The organism is Myxococcus hansupus, from assembly GCF_000280925.3.
Classification (GTDB): domain Bacteria; phylum Myxococcota; class Myxococcia; order Myxococcales; family Myxococcaceae; genus Myxococcus; species Myxococcus hansupus.
In genome coordinates this window covers 3156948-3172381 of sequence record NZ_CP012109.1, presented here as the reverse complement: position 1 = coordinate 3172381, position 15434 = coordinate 3156948, and the positions used below count along the sequence as shown (strand labels likewise).

Sequence of the window (15434 nt, the reverse complement as noted above, 5' to 3'; positions counted from 1 at the left end):
CTAGTTCATCTTCGACAACTGCTCGGAGAGCAGGTGCGCGAGGTTCGCTTCCGCCAGGCCATCGAGTGCGCTCTCCGCGGGGCGCTCCGACGGAGGCTCCACGCGGGCCTCCTCCGTGAACTCCACGGGGATGAACGCCTCCATCAGATGCACCGCGAGCTTCTCGGCCGTGGGGTAGTTGAAGACGAGCGTCGCCGGCAACGGCACGCCCAGGCCGCTCTGGAGACGGTTCTTCAGTTGCAGCGCCGCCAGCGAGTCGATGCCGAGCTCATGGAAGCCACGCGCCGGGTCGATGGACGCGCTGGAGCCCACGCCACGCATCCAGGCCACCTGGTCGCGCACGTAGTCCATCACCAGTTGCCGACGACGCGGGATGGGCGCCGACCGGAGCGTCTCCAGGAACGCCGCGCGCTCCGCGGGCTTCGTGCTCGCCACCTTCGAGCGCAGCTCGGCGTCATAGGGCGACGGCCTGCCCGCGCCGAACACAGCCCAGTCGATAGCGGCCACGCCCACCTGCGGGAGGGACGACGCGAGCAGCAGCTCCAGCGCGCGCAGGCCCTGCTCCTTCGGGAGAACGCCGAACCCTGGCGTACGGGCCTCCTCACGGACCGAGACCTGGGCGCCGGCGTCGCCCGCCCAGATGCCCCAGTTGATGCTCAGGCCCGGCAGCCCGCGCGCGCGCCGGTGGTGCGCCAACGCGTCCTCGAAGGCGTTCGCCGCGCAGTGGTTGGACTGTCCGGCGGAGCCGACCAGCGAGGCCACCGACGAGAACATCACGAAGTGGTCCAGCGGCAGGTCCGCCGTCAGGCGGTGCAGGTTCCACGCACCGCGCATCTTGGGCCGCAGCACCGTGTCGAACCGCTCCCAGCGCTGTTGCCGCAGGACGCCGTCATCGAGCACGCCCGCCGAGTGGAACACGCCCCCCAGGGGCGCCATGTCCCGCGCCACCTCGCGCAGCAGCGCCGCCACGGACTCGGTGTCCGCGATGTCGACCTGATGGTAGTCGACGCGAACACCCTGCTGACGCAGACGCTCGATTCGATCCGCGGCGTGCGCGCTCCCGGGGCCCCGGCCCGTCAACACCAGGCTGCGCGCGCCGCGGCTCGCCAGCAACTCCGCCGTCAGCAAACCCAGACGCCCCAGGCCACCCGCCACCAGATAGGTGCGGTCCGCCCGCAGGGCATCGCTTCGCACCGAAGGCGCCGCCGCGACCTTCCGCGACTCCACCCTCCGCAGCCGAGCGACATAGCGTCCATCCCGGAAGGCCACCTGGTTGTCGGCGACCTCCGTGCGCGCACGAAGCTCCCGTGCCAGCAGCTCCGCCTGGGCCTCCGGCGCGCCTTGGGGATCCAGGTCGACACATCGGCAGTCCAGCTCGGACGCCTCGATGGCCAGGGGCCGCGCCATACCCCACAGCAACGACTGTGCGAGCCCCGGCAAGGTGGCGCCAGGCGTCACGGGCTGCGCGCCACGGGACACCAGCCACACCGCGCCGGCGTACCCCCGGTTCAGGAGGAACTGGAGCAGCCCCAGCGCGGCACCGCCGCCCACCCGCGCCGCCTGTCCCAGCCCCTCCGCGTCCAACGTCTCGACGTCGGGACTGTCGACACCCCACAGCAGGATGACGTCGGACAGGTCCACCGGGAGTGGCAGGCTCCGCAGGGCCTCCGCGAGCGCCTCGGGCTCGGTCGGCACCTCGAAGGTCCGCGCATCCACCTGCCGGAGCCCCGTGCCCTGAAAGGCGACGACACACGGCCTGCCCTCGCGGGCCAGCGTCCGCGCGAGCGCGTCTCCGACCCCGGCCCGGTCCGACAGCACCAGACACGGACCGCTCGCGCTCCCCTGGTGGCCCTCCAGCGCCAGCGCGTCCCACTGACGCGCGTAGAGCCACTCGTCCAGGGACGTTGCGACCGCCGCGCGGAGGGCCTCCTTGCTCGTCCGCTGCAGCTCCAACCCATACACCCAGGCGCGCGGCGTGCCGTCCCCGCCAAAGATGCTGACGTCCGCGCGCAGGCGCTTCTTGGAGGCATCGAGCGGCCGCACCACCGCATGGCTCCACACGCCGTCGTCCACGCTGCCCAGCAGCGCGAGGCGGTCGATGTGCACCGGCACGTAGAGCTCCGAACCATCCATGTCCGGATACGCGCCGCCCACCACCTGGAGGCAGGCGTCCAACAGCGCGGGGTGCGCGAAGTAGGCGCTGCCCCCGCTGAGCCCGGCCGGCGTCTCGATGCGTGCCAGCACCTGCTCCCCGTGTTGCCGCAGCTCGGTGATGCCCTGGAACTCCGGGCCGAAATCGACACCCGCGCTCTGGGCCCGGCGGTAGTAGTCCTCGACCGGGAGCGACACCGTCAGTGACTTGAGCACCTCGTCGAGGTCCTGCGCCGCCAAGGGCTGCGCCCCCAGCGTCGAAACGCTCGCGGTCGCATGCAGGTCCCACGCGGTGTCCGTATCGTCGCCCGCGCGGCTGAAGATGCGCAGCGTGGCCTGCCCTGGGCCCTCGCGCCGCACCGCGCACTGCACCTTGCGCTCGGCGTCCTTGGGGAAGGCCATCGCGTTGAGGATGGCCAGGTCCTTCAGCTCGAGCGCACGCGTGCCGAGCAGCCGCGAACCCGCGGCCAGGGCCATCTCCACGTAGGCCGTCGCCGGGAGCGTGGGCGTCCCGAAGACACGGTGCTGCCCGAGGAAGCCCAGCGAGGAGGGCCCGAGCACCGCCTCGAACAACAGCTCGCCCGCTTCGAGCACCGACAAGGGCACGCGCGCGCCCAGGAGCGGGTGCTCCGACCGGGAGGCAGCGCGGCCCTGGGGGCGCTGGAGCCCCGCCCCGTCTTCCCAATAGCGCTGCCGCTGGAAGGCATAGGTCGGCACCTGCACCTTCCGGCGCGCGAAGCCGGCATCGACCGCGGCCCAGTCCACCGAAGCGCCACGCACATACAGCGCGGACAGGCTCTCCAGCATCTGCCGCCAGCCGCCGTCATCCGCGCGCAGGCTGGGCAGCCACGTCCCCATGCCCTCGGGCACGGAGCGCGCCGCCATCCCCAGCAGGGTCGCCTTGGGCCCCACTTCGACGAAGACGCGCATCCCGTCGCGGTAGAGCGACTCCACGCCCTTGGCGAACTGCACCGGGTTGCGGAGCTGACTGCACCAGTAGTCCGGCGAGCACAGCTCCTCGGTGATGAGCTCGCCCGTCATGCCGGAGACCATCGGAATCGTCGGCGGCGAGTAACGGAGCGTCGCGGCGACCGCGCGGAACTCCGGCAGGATGGCCTCCATCATCACCGAGTGGGCCGCGCGCGGAATGTTCAGGCGCTTGACCTTGTAGCCACGCGCATCCAGCGCCTGGGCAATCTCGTCGATTTCGGCGGGGATGCCCGAGATGACGACGTTGTCCGGCCCGTTGACGGCCGCGATGGAGCTGGCCCATCCGCCCTCCGACAGGAAGGCCCGCAGCTCGGGCTCGGCGGCGGCGACGGCGATGTTGCGGCCCTCGGGGAGCTGCTGAATCAACCGGCCCCGGTGCACCGCCAGCTTCAGCCCGTCCTCCACGCTGAAGACGCCCGCGATGCAGGCCGCGGCGAGCTCGCCCGTGCTGTGGCCCAGCAACACATCCGGCTGGATGCCCCACGACATCCAGAGCTCGGCCAGCGCGTACTCCAGGATGAAGACCACCGGCTGGGCATAGTCGAGCTCGTCGATGGGCGACGGCTGCCCGGGCTCCGCGTAGAGCACGGAGATGAGAGAGCGGTCCCAGTACGCACGCAGGAGCTGGTCGAACGCATCGATGCGCCGGCGGAAGCCTGGATGCGTCTGGTAGAGCTCACGCGCGGCGCCGACGTACTGCGAGCCCTGGCCAGAGAACAGGAACGCGACCTTCAGCACCTGCTTCGCGTCGGCGGTCCCCTTGGCGAGCAAGGGATGCTCCTCCGCCCCCAGGGCCTCCGCCACTTGAGCCGCGTCCGCGCCCACCACCGCGAGCCGATGGTCGAACGCCACGCGGCCCGTGTTCGCGGAGAAGCACACGTCCGCGAGCGAGACCCCAGAACCTTGGAGCACCTCCTGGTACCGGCCCGCCAGCGCTCGCAGGGCCTCCGGGTTTCGAGCAGACAACGTCAGGACATGACGGGAGCGGTCCGGCAGTCCGGTGCTCGCCTCGACCGTCACCTGCCGGGGCGCCTCCTCCAGCACCATGTGCGCGTTGGTTCCACCGATGCCGAACGAGCTGAGGCCCGCGCGCAACGCACCGTTCGCCACGCTCCAAGGCCGGGCCTTGTCGACCACGTAGAACGGCGTCCGGTGAAGCTCCAGCCGCGGATTCGGCGTCTCGTAGTGGAGCGTGGGCGGCAGCGTGCGGTGCTGGAGCGCCATGACGACCTTGATGAGGCCCGCGATTCCCGCCGCGCTGTCGAGGTGACCGATATTGCCCTTCACCGAGCCGATGCCGCATGACTGCGCCTGGACCTGACCGCCAAAGGCCTCGGTCAGCGCCGCGACTTCAATGGGGTCACCAATCGCCGTCCCCGTGCCGTGGGCCTCCACGTAGGAGATGGACCGCGGATCCACCTTCGCGTGCTCGTGCGCGCGCCGGACCACGTCCGTCTGCCCGTCGACACCGGGCGCCATGAAGCCCACCTTCCGGTGGCCGTCGTTGTTGATGGCGGAGCCCTTGATGACCGCGAGCACCCGGTCACCGTCCGCGAGCGCCTGACTCAAGCGCTTGAGGACGACGATGCCCGCGCCGCTGCCCGGAATGGTGCCGTTGGCCTTGGCATCGAAGGGTCGGCAGTGGCCGTCACGCGAGAAGACGCTGCCCTCTTCGAACGAGTACCCCACCCGGTGCGGCACCTTGATGGCGATGCCGCCCGCGAGCGCCAGGTCGCAGCTTCCATCGAGCAGCGCCGCGCACGCCGCGGACACCGCCACCAGCGACGTCGAGCAGGCCGTCTGGAGGTTGATGCTGGGCCCGCGCAGGTCGAGCTTGTAGGAGACCTGCGTGGCCAGGAAGTCCTTGTCCTGTGCCATCAGGTCCTGGAAGAACCCCAGCGGCCGGGTCAGGTCCGGATACGGGTAGCGGTAGTGACTGACGCTCTTGCCGGCATACACGCCGACGAGCTCCTTCCGTCCGGACGGTGGATAGCCCGCGTCCTCCAGCGCCTCCCAGGCGCATTCGAGGAACACCCGCTGCTGCGGGTCCAACGCCCGGGCCTCTCGCGGCGTGAGCGAGAAGAACTCCGCGTCGAACAGGTCGAAGCCGTCCATCACCGCGGACGCACGCACGTACCCCGGGTCCCGGAAGGCCTCCGGGCTCACGCCCGCGGCCAGCAGCTCGTCATCGGTGAAGGACTCCACCGACTCGACGCCCTCCATCAGGTTCCGCCAGAACTCGCTGGGGGACGCAGCGCCCGGAAGACGGCAGCTCATCCCGATGATGGCGATGTCCTGCGTGTCCTCGGCGCGCGGCGTCTCCTCCCGAGGCGCGGGCATGGGCGCCGCCACCGGCATCGACTCCGCCCCCGAGGAGGCCAGCTTCGCCGCGAGCGACTTGATGGTCGGCTTGCCGAACAGGTCCGTGACGGGAATCGAAACCCCCAGCTTCTCCTTGAGCTGGAGGCTCAACTTGATGAGGTGCACCGAGTTGGCGCCCAGCTCGAAGAAGTTCCGATCCGGGTGGACGTCGGGAATGCCGAGCACCTCGGCCACGGTCCTCGCGAGCGACTGCTGAAGCGCCTGGGCCTCCCGGCCACTCGTGGCGGTTGCCGCCGGCTTGCGCTCCTCGCTCCGGGCCGGCTGCGCCACCTGGTCGGGGTGCGGCAACGAGCGACGGTCCACCTTGGCGTTCCGGGTCAGCGGCAGCGCCTCCAGCACGACATACGTCGCGGGCACGAGGTGCTCGGGCAGCTTGCGCGACAGGAACTCGCGAACGTGTCGCGTGTCGACGCCCCGCTTCAAATCCGAGGGGATGACATAGGCGACGAGCCGCTTCTCGTGATGCTCGCCCACCGCGCTCACCACCGCGGCGCTAATGCTCGGCTCCTGGAGCAGCGCCGCTTCAATCTCCCCTGGCTCGATGCGCTGCCCCCGGATGGAGAGCTGGAAGTCCACGCGGCCGAGGAACTCGATGGTGCCATCCGGCAGGTAGCGCCCGAGGTCCCCCGTCCGGTAGAGGCGCTCCCCCGTGCGCGGATGCACGGTGAACTTCTTGGAGCCCGCGCCCGCGCCGACGTAGCCCTGGGCCACGCCCACACCCGCGCAGCACAGCTCTCCGGGCACCCAGAGGGGACGCTCGTCCAGGTGCTCGTCCAGCACGTAGTACTTCGTGTTCGAGATGGGCTTGCCGTACGGGATGCTGCGGCGGCGCTCATCCGCCTCGACCACGGGGTGCGAGATGTTCCAGAGGGACGTCTCGGTGGGCCCACCGACGCTCATCAGCCTCACGCCACCGAACTTCGCGCGCAGCCGCGCGGGCATGGTGACAGGGAGCCAGTCGCCGCCCAGCATCACCAGTCGCAGCGGGCACGACATGCGGGCGTTGCTGCCTTCGAGGTACGTCAGCAGCATCTCCATCATCGCCGGCACGGTGCTCCAGATGCTCACGCCGTGACGGGACATCAGGTCGGCCCAGTGCGAGGGGTCGCGCCGCGACGCCGCGTCCGGCATCACGATGGCGGCGCCCGCGCTCAGCGTCCCGAAGATGTCGTAGACGGAGAAGTCGTGGTGGAGCGCGCTCAGCGCGATGACGCGGTCATCCGGACCCACGCCGAAGGTCCGGTTCGTCCACTCCACCCCGTTGAGCATCCCCGCGTGGGACAACATGGCCCCGTTGGGCTGCCCCGTGGAGCCGGAGGTGTAGAGGATGTGCGCGAGGTCCTCGGGACGCTGCACGGGCGCCAGCGGCGTATCGCTGTACTCCCGGAAGGACTCCGGCGTGACGACCAGCACCTGGACGCCTTCCGGCCAGGCCTCGGTCGCGAACTTCGGCTGCGTCACCGCCAGGTCCGCGCCGCCGTTCTTCATCATGAAGACCCGGCGCTCGTGGGGCAGTCCGGCGTCGATGGGCAGGTAGGCCGCGCCCGAGGCGAGGACGCCCAGCGCCGCCACGACCTGCTCCCAGCCCTTCTCCATCACCACCGCGACGATGCGGTTGGGCGCGGCGCCGCGCTCACGCAGCGCGTGGCCCAGCCGGCTGGAGCGATTGGACAGCTCTCCGTAGCTCAACGTGCCGCTCGACGAAGCCAGCGCCAGGGCGTCCGGGCGCGCCACGGCGTTCCGGAAGAAGCCCGTGTGCAGCAGCTCCCCGCTCAACGGGCGGGCGGTGTCGTTGACGCGGGCAAGCAGCTCGACCTGCCGGGCGGGCCGCGTGTCCAGCCCTTGCGAGTCCCAGGCCGCGTCATCCTCCGCCAGGCGCCGCAGCAGCGCGCAGAAGCTGGAGAACATGTCGTCGATCATGCCGGACGGGAACAGCTCCTCCGCCACGTCCCAGTTCAGGAAGACGCCGCCGCGCTGGTAGACAATCTGGAGGTCGATCCACACCTGCGGCGTCTGCGTCAGCGCCTCGATGAGCTCGCCGAACTCCTCCGCCAGGAAGTCCACCCAGTGGGAGTCCTTGCTCTTGGAGTGAGACGCGAAGCTCGTCATCACCACCGGCATGATGGCGCCGGAGATTCGGCCCTGTGCCCGGAACAGCTCGCGCAACAGCTCGACGCCGCTGACGTCGCGGTGCTCCAACGCGAGGAAGAGCTGGTCTCGAATGGCCAGCGCCCGCTCGGTGAAGCTGCGCTCCGGCCGGTGGTCCACCTCGATCAGCGTGAAGCTGGCGAAGGTGCCGGCAATCTCATTCACCTGCGGATGGAGCGGCAGCCGGTTGAAGTGCGGCACGTTGAGCGTGAAGCGCGGGCTGCGGCTCCAGCGCGCCATCACCTCCGCGTAGGCCGCCAGCAGGAGCTCAGGCTCCGTCAACTTGCGTGCGCGCGCCCGCTGCTTCAGGGGTTGCCAGATGTCGGCGTTCAGCCGCTCGAAGACGCGGCCGAAGCGGGGACGCCGGAGCGAGCTGGGGTCGCGCTCCAGAGGGAGGTCCGGCGCGGGTGGGAGGTTGGGCAGCCGCGAACGCCAGTACGCCAGCGAACGCGCGTAACGGGCGCCGCGCGCATGCTGAACCGCGAGCGCGTAGTCCCGGAACGAGAGGTCCAGCCGAGGCAGCGCCGGGGCACCGCCCAGGTGCTTGTAGAAGTGGACCAGCTCCCGATACAGAATCTGGAAGCTGTAGCCATCGATGAAGGTGCCATCGATGCTCATGAAGAGCCGCGACCGGCCACCGTCGAGCAGGCACACCCGCAGCTCGAACAGCGGCCACTGGTCGAGCGCCAGCACCTGTTGGGACAACCGCTCACGAATCGCCGCGAAGCGGGCGTCCGTCTCCTCCTGGCCGCGGCCTCGCAGGTCCTCCACCGGCACCTCGTAGTACGGGACGCTGGGGAGGATTCGCTGCTGGAACCCGGGGAGCGCCACGACGCGGAGCATCTCGTGACGAGCGATGAGCAGGTTCCACGCCTCCTCGAGGCGACCCAGGTCGAGCGCGTGGCAGTCAATCTCGTTGTACGCGTGCATCGCCGCGTTCATCTCGAGTTCGGCCTGCCGACCCACGCTGTAGGCCTGCTGAATCTCCGTCATCGGGAACGGCTCGTGCCGCGCCTCGGGCTGAGGCGTGATTTGCGGCAGCGTCTCCGCCTGCGGAACGCGCTGCTCGGCCAGCAGGGCCAGCAACGCGGCCTTGTTCGCCACGAGCTGCTCGCGCAGCGCGCCCGGAATCTCCCCCGTGGGAGATTCCACGGCCAGGCGGTCCCCATCCACGGACAGCTTGATGCCGTGCCCAGCCAGGGCCTGAAGAAGCTCACTCAATGTCATAGCAGGACCCGCTTGGATTCACCGCGCTCCGAAGGGGCAGCGCTGAGCACACTGGCGACCGCGAGCTTCTCGAGAAGCTCAACCGTCACCTGCTCGATGGAACGATCATCGACGAAACTCTTGAGGGGCATGCTCACGTCGAGCTCGCCCAGCACCAGGTCGCGAAGTTCGAGCGCCATGATGGAGTCGAACCCCAGCGCGTCGAACGAGTCGGAGGGTGACAGCTTCGCGGCCGGAATCTTTCCGACCTCGCTGACCATCTCCTTCAGCCGAATCTCCAAGGCTTCCCGGCGAGCGCTCCCCTCGAGCGAGAGCAGCACCTCGCGCAGCTTGCGCGGCGCCGACTCCGCCTCGGTGGCCTCTTCGGGCACGGAGGCACCGCGGAACAAGGATGAGGTCGCGATGGAGGGATGACTCGCGCACCACCGCTCCGCGTCGAAGCGGGCAATTCCCCGGCGGATGGGGTTCTCGACGAGAACCTGCGCCATGGCCGCCAGGGCTTCGTCCACGGACATGGGCGACATGCCCTGCCCCGCGAGCCGCTCGCCTCGCCGTGCATCCGCGACGGCCATTCCGACTTCGCCCCAGCTTCCCCAGTTGAGGCTGACGGCAGGCAGACCCCGAGCGCGCCGGAGCTGCGCCAACGCATCGAGGAACGCGTTCGCCGCTGCGTAGCTGGCCTGGCCCGGTGAGCCCATCAACGACGCGGTCGAAGAGAAGAGGACGAACTGTTCGAGCGTGGCGTCCGTCGCCAGCGCGTGGAGGTTCCAGGCGCCTTGCACCTTCGGCCCCATGACGGTCTCGAAGTCGCGCGACGCCCACTGCAACAGGGAGCTGTCCGCCAGCACACCCGCGCTGTGGAAGATGCCGCCCAGGGGCGCCCCACCCCGCCGGAGGGACTCCAGCATCTCCGCCACCTGCTCGGCGCGGCTCACGTCGACGCGGAACGTCGCCACGCGCACACCCGCATCACGGAGCGGAGCCAGAGCGAGGCGCGCTTCTTCCGTCTCCCCCTTCCTGCCGCACAGGGCGAGGTGCCGGGCGCCATGGGCCGCTAGCCACGACGCCAGCCGAAGGCCGATCCCCCCCAGGCCTCCTGTAATCAGATACGTGCGGTCCGCCCGAGGACGGAAGGCGCCCGCCTCTCGCTTCGGCGTGAGGTCCTGCGTGAACGAAGGCGTCAGCCGCTTCTCGCCCCGGAGGACCACTTCGTCGTCGTCCGAAGTTGCCCCTCCCGCGCGCACGAACTCCGGCACCACGGCATGGAGCAACGACGGGTCGACATCGATTCGCTTGCAGGCGAGCTCCGGGTGCTCGTAGGCGATGACACGACCGAGCCCCCAGAGCGGCGCACCGGACAGCACCACCGGCCCCGCCGCGTCATCCGCGGCCTGCGCACCTTGCGTGACCAGGACCAGCCGGGGCGGCTCCGCCATCCGCGACAGGGCTTGCACGAGCGACACCGCCGCTGTGACTTCACGCAAGACGGACGCGCTCAGCCCATCCAGCGCCTCGGACCGTGCCGCGCTCGCCAGGAAGACGACGCCTCGGAGCGACTGCCCACTCGACGTCGACTCACGCAGCACGGCATCCAGGTCGGAGTCCGCACGCGCCAAGCGGACGGTGCCGCCCGCCTTCACCAACGCGGCATGAAGAGCGCTCGCACCGTCCGCCGCCTCCGTGACGATGAGCCAGTGTCCCGCCGCCTGGACCTGGGCCTCGCGAGCAACCTGTTCGGTCCACGAGACATCACAAAAGAGGCCGTCCACGGACGGCGGCGCGAGCACCACCGGAAGCGAGGGCGAAGGGACGACCGCCGTCTTCGCGGGGGCGTGTTCCCCATCCCACCAGAAACGCTCGCGCTGCCACGGATACGTCGGCACCGCCGTCTTCCGGGCCCCGACATGGAGCCCCTCGAACCGGACCCGCACTCCACTGCCATAGAGGCGCGCGATGATATGCAGCACCCCCGGCCAGGCGCCGCGCTCCTGCTGGCTGGCGCGAAGCACGAGCGCGCCGCTGCCCAGGCGCCGAGTCTCGGCCTCGAAGGCCTCGTGGCCCGCGTCCCCAGTGGAAGCCAGAACGAAGGCGGCCACGCGACGTGAGCTCAGGTGTTCCGCCACCCGATGCAGGTCCACCGCGGCGGCCCGCTGCTGCTCCCAAGCCTCCGCGGGCAGCGTCGCGCCCGCTTCGACCCAGGCTGCGTCCACGAAGGAGAAGTACGGGCACTTCGCGGGCTGAGGACGAACAGGCTGTGTCGAGGGCAGACGCAGGCTCAGCCGGATGGCGTCCTCCTCCGCGAGCAGCCCCGAGACCACCGCCGCGGAGAGCGCCCCGATGCCAGCCCCCGCGACGCCCACGGCGGTCAGGCCGCACGCCTGCCACAGCGCGGCCCAAGCCACCTGGTAGACGAACAGGACCCCCGCCTTCGTCTCGTCGCCCGACGACCCCTGTCCGCGCGCCACGTGTTCCAGGACGGACCATCCGGCCACCTGCCGGAACGTGGCGTCCACCTTCTCCGCGTGCCGCCGGAACGCCGCGTGCTCCAGCAGTTCGCGCAGGAGCCGCTCCACGCCGGGCTCCGTGTCACCGAACACGAGCACCGTGGAGCCGTCCACGTCCGCCTTGGCGTGCCCGCGAACGACGCCTTCAACGGCGCGTCCTTCGGCGACCGCCAGCAGCGCCGCACGCAACGCTTCAGGTGTGGCGCCCAACAGCGCGGCGCGATGCGCGTGATGGGAACGCCCGGCCCCGGCCGTGTAGCAGACGTCTCCCAGCCGGAGGTCCATCAGGGACGACAGCCGCCGGGCCCAGGCTCCCGCCAGCTCGCGCAACGCCGGCTCCGTCCGCGCCGACAGCGGGAGCACGAAGTGCCCAGACGTCGCGGCCCCCTCCGTGGGATTCGAATAGGACTCGACGAGCGCGTGCGCGTTCACCCCGCTCATGCCGAACGAGCTCACCGCGACGCGGTGCGGACCGTCCTTGGACGCGAGCGGCGTGCGGCCCCGAGGCACGTCGAGGCCCGAGCCCTCCCACGCGAACTCCGGGGTCGGATGCTCGAAGTGGAGGGACGGCGGAATCTCTCCGGACTGGAGGACAAGCACCGCCTTGATGAGCCCGGCGATGCCCGCGGCGGCTTCGGTATGTCCGATGTTCGGTTTGACGGAGCCCACCCACAGCGGGCGCTCCGCCGGCCGCGACGCACCGTAGACACGCGCCACCCCGTCGAGCTCAATCGGGTCACCCAGGCGCGTCCCGGTCCCATGCGCTTCCAGGTAGTCCACCTGGGCCGGGTCGATGCCCGCGCGTTGGAGAACGCGCCGGTACAGTGCTTCCTGCGCCCGGACGTTCGGAACCGTGAGGCCACCGCTGGCGCCGTCGTGGTTCATGCCGGTACCGCGAAGGGTCGCGAGGATGCGGTCGCCATCCCGGACGGCGTCCCGCAGCCGCTTCAGGACGACCACGCCGCAGCCTTCGCCCTGCACCATGCCGTCGGCCTCCCGGTCGAAGGTGCGGCAGCGGCTGGTCGGAGACAGGGCCCCCGCCTTGGACAGGAAGACGCTGAGGTGCGGCGCCAGGATGAGCTTCACGCCACCGGCGATGGCCAGCGTCGACTCCTCGGTCCGCAGGCTCTGACACGCCAGGTGCACGGCGGACAGCGACGACGAACACGCCGTGTCCACGGCCATGCTGGGGCCCTCGAGCCCCAACAGATAGGACAGGCGCCCCGCGACATAGCTGGCGTCCACACCCGTGGAGTAGTGGGTCCCCACCTTCTCCAGTCCGCCCCCCGTCACGAACGCGTAGTCCTTCGCGTGGACACCCGCGAACACGCCCGTGCGAGTCCCCTGCAGTTGGCGCGGCGGAATCCCCGCGTGCTCCAGGGCCTCCCAGCTCACCTCCAGGAAGAAGCGCTGCTGCGGGTCCATGCCCTCGGCTTCGCGCCGGGAGATGTGGAAGAACTCGGCGTCGAACCGGTCGGCGCCGTCGACGAAGCCAGCGCGCCGCATGGCGAGCTTCCCCGGCTTGGTGGGGTCCGGGTCGTAGAGCCCCTGAAGGGCGCGACGGTCCGCGGGAATCTCCGACAGCGCCTCGCCCCCGCCCCACAGCAGTTCGTGGAACGTCTCCGGGCTGTTCGCGCCCCCCGGAAACCGGCAGCCCATGCCGATGATGGCGATGGGCTCACTGTCACCCTGGGTGGCCGTCGCCAGCTTCTTCTGCAGCTTCTCGATGGTCAGCAGCGCCTGCTGAAGAGGCGTCAGCTCCGCCACGGCTTCGTCCTTCCGACTCATCACGCCACCTCGAGATTGAGTTGGGCCAACGTCCGGGCGATCTGCTCGCGCGCCTCGTCCTCGGACAGCCCGGCAATGCGCTCGACCAGCCCCGTGTCCTCCTGCTCGGACACGCTCACGGCCTCGCGTTTCCGCGCACCTTTCGCCTCTTGAAGGGCCACCAGCCGCTTCGCGAGCGGCTCCAGCCGGGGGAGTTCGAAGAGGAGCGTCGTCGACAGCGTCAGCTCCAGCGCGCGGGCCAGCCGCTCCTTCAACTGGGTGGCGCCAATCGAGTTCAACCCCAGCTCGAAGAAGGTCCGCCCCTCCGCGTCGAGCGTCGTGGGTTCGACCTCCAGCACCTGCGCGAGCTGTCCCCGCAGGAACGCCCGCATCTGAAACTCCCCCTGAATCGCCGGGACCTCGCGCGCATCTCCAGCGACCCGCGCCGCCGCCTGAAGCACCGTGGAGGCGTCCGCCCGGGCCTCCGTGGGCGACCGGCAGACCTCCTCCGGCGAGAGCCACTCAGGCCACAGGCGCTGCCGCTGGAAGGGATGGACCGGAAGGCTCACGCAACGGCCGCCACGCGCCCCCATGGCGTCGTGGTCGAAAGCCCCACCCGCCACGAAAGCCCGCGCGGCCTCCACCCGCTGCTCCGGCTGCCCGGCCTGTGCCAGCACCGAGGATTCCCCGGGCCGTGCCAACAAGCCGAGCCGCTCCACGAGCCCCGCGAGGTCCTCCGCGACCACCGCGGCCCGGTGCCGGTGATGCTGGCGCTTGAACGCAGCGGTGAAGCAGATGTCCTCCAGCGAGGACTCGGGGGTCGCGGCAAGGAAGTCCCGCAGTTGGAGCGCGCGTTGGCGAAGCCCCTCCGGCGTGAGCGCCGAAAGCACCAGCAGATGCCCAGAGGCCTCCGCCCTCCCGGCGTCCACGGCTTGCGGCGCTGCCTCGAGCACCACGAAGCCGTTGGCGCCCCCCAGCGAGGTCGACACGATGCCCGCCCGGGGAGGAACACCCGCCGCACGCGAGGGCCAGGGCTCCCGCTCCGATTGGATGCGCAGCCCCAGCGCATCGAAGTCGATGAGCGGGTTCGGCGCGTCCACGTGAATCGTGGGCGGCAAGACGCGGTGGTGCAGGGACAGGCACACCTTGATGAACTGGGCGATGCCCGCCGCCGCGCCCTGATAGCCCAGGTTGTTGCTGATGGCGCCCAGCCGGCACGGGAACGGCCGCTGCGTCCCGAGCGCCTCGCCAATCGCGTCCGCCTCGGCGGCGTCCCCCTTCAGGAAGGACGAGCCGTGCAGCTCGATGTAGTCGAGGCTCGCGGGGTCCACGCCGCCGTGCTCGCAGGCCGAGCGGATGACCTCCGCCTGGGCCCCGGCGCTGGGCGCCATGATCCACTCGTTGCGGCCGTTGTGATTGACGGCGCTGCCGCGAATCACGGCGTACACGCGGTCGCTGGCGTCGACCTTCGACAGGCGCTTGAGCACCACCACGCCCGCGCCCTCGCCGCGCACGTACCCGTCGGCCTTGGCATCCAAGGTCCGGCACTGGCCCTGCTCGGAGAACACCCCGGCCTGAGACAGCATGATGCTGCTGTCCGGGGACAACATCAGCTCCACGCCGCCCGCCAGCGCCAGCTCCACCTCGCCCAGCATCAAGGCGCGGCAGGCCTCGTGAAGGGCCACCGTCGACGACGCGCAGCCCACGCTGGACACGGTGCTGGGCCCGCGCAGGTCGAACGCATAGGAGAGCCGGTTGGCGGCGAAGGACGCCGTCGTCCCGAGGACGGCATAGCCATCCAGCGCCGACCAGTCCTTGGTCAGCATCCGCTGGAAGTCGCTGAAGTTGACCCCCATGAAGACACCCGTGCGGCTCCCCCGCACGGCATCGAAGGGAATGCCCGCGTCCTCCAAGGCGTGCCACGCGCACTCGAACAACAGCCGATGCTGTGGGTCCATCTGCCGCAGCTCGCGCTTCGACAGCCGGAAGGCCGTGGGGTCCGCCTGGTCCACGCCGTCAATCAAGCCCGCACGGCGATTCCGAATCTTCCCGGGCTGGTCTGGGCTGGAGTCAAAGAGAGACTCCATGGGCCAGCGTCCGGGTGGAATGTCCCCCGTCGCGTCGGCCCCCTCGCACAGCAGTTTCCAAAGCGCACTGGGGCTGTCTGACTTGGGGAAGCGCAACCCCAGACCCACGACAGCAATCGGCTCACACCACATCGGGACACGGCTCCGCTGACGGCAGGAAAGCCGCTCAGACTCATTG

Annotated in this window: 3 protein-coding genes; all 3 read right to left on the bottom strand. The window is 70.3% G+C overall.

Annotated features, from left to right (window positions below; translation table 11 throughout):
• The 3 genes from A176_RS12490 to A176_RS12480 are packed head-to-tail and all read right to left on the bottom strand — an operon-like array spanning position 1 to position 15388.
• Positions 1–8898, bottom strand: coding sequence for a hybrid non-ribosomal peptide synthetase/type I polyketide synthase (locus A176_RS12490; RefSeq protein WP_044889096.1), 8898 nt, complete (start codon positions 8896–8898; stop codon positions 1–3).
• Entirely contained in the window at positions 8895–13190 is a 4296-nt protein-coding gene (locus tag A176_RS12485) for a type I polyketide synthase (RefSeq protein WP_002638602.1), read from the bottom strand. Before A176_RS12485 ends, A176_RS12490 begins: the two co-directional genes overlap by 4 nt.
• Positions 13190–15388: a beta-ketoacyl synthase N-terminal-like domain-containing protein gene (locus tag A176_RS12480; RefSeq protein WP_082282729.1), complete on the bottom strand. Its 2199-nt coding sequence runs from the start codon at positions 15386–15388 to the stop codon at positions 13190–13192. The genes A176_RS12485 and A176_RS12480 overlap by 1 nt, the downstream gene beginning before the upstream one ends.
• Between the last annotated feature and the right edge of the window lie 46 nt (positions 15389–15434).

What these genes read in the sequence shown, in the direction of transcription:
- A176_RS12490 (WP_044889096.1), bottom strand. Translation starts at nt 8,898, where the DNA reads ATGACATTGAGTGAGCTTCTTCAGGCCCTGGCTGGGCACGGCATCAAG.
- A176_RS12485 (WP_002638602.1), bottom strand. Translation starts at nt 13,190, where the DNA reads ATGAGTCGGAAGGACGAAGCCGTGGCGGAGCTGACGCCTCTTCAGCAG.
- A176_RS12480 (WP_082282729.1), bottom strand. Translation starts at nt 15,388, where the DNA reads ATGTGGTGTGAGCCGATTGCTGTCGTGGGTCTGGGGTTGCGCTTCCCC.